General features: G+C 50.6%; 1 protein-coding gene. It reads right to left on the minus strand.

What is annotated here, in order from left to right; translation table 11 throughout:
- Window positions 1-676, minus strand: a 676-nt coding sequence (locus tag R7040_RS26950) for a uracil-xanthine permease family protein (RefSeq protein WP_318097670.1), incomplete at both ends; no start/stop codon positions are given.

Here is a 676-nt window from a genome sequence, read left to right on the forward strand (position 1 = left end):
AAACCGACGGTTGCGATAGAACCGAACAGAAGAATCATGATGCCGCCCATTACTGGCACAGGAATGGTTTGCAGAATCGCACCTAGCTTACCTACCAGCGCAAGAACAATAGCGGTAATGGCAGCCCAAGTCATGATTACAGGGTTGAAAGCTTTGGTCAGCATTACCGCGCCTGTTACTTCACTGTAAGTAGTGTTTGGCGGCGCACCAACCATTGATGCTGCAATTGTCGCGATTCCGTCACCCGCGATAGTGCGGTGTAGGCCTGGTTTCTTCAGGTAGTTTTTACCCGTTACATTTGAGATAGCCAACATGTCACCCACGTGCTCTACCGCAGGAGCGATTGCAACTGGGATCATGAATAGAATCGCGTTGATGTTGAACTCAGGCATGGTGAAGTTGGGCATTGCAAGCCAAGCTGCTTGAGCCACAGGTGTAAAGTCAACCACACCGTAGAATAGGGATACTGAATAGCCCGCCAAAATACCACCCACGATAGGAACCAGTTTTAGGAACCCTTTTGCGAACACGCTAAGTGCAATCGTCGTTAGCAGCGAAACCGCAGAGATAATGACCGCAGCATCGCCATTTACTAACTGAACCGCACCGTCGCCCGTTTTACCTACCGCCATGTTGACTGCCGTTGGCGCAAGGCCAAGGCCGATAACCATGATCA

It is taken from the genome of Vibrio sp. 1069 (assembly GCF_033340555.1).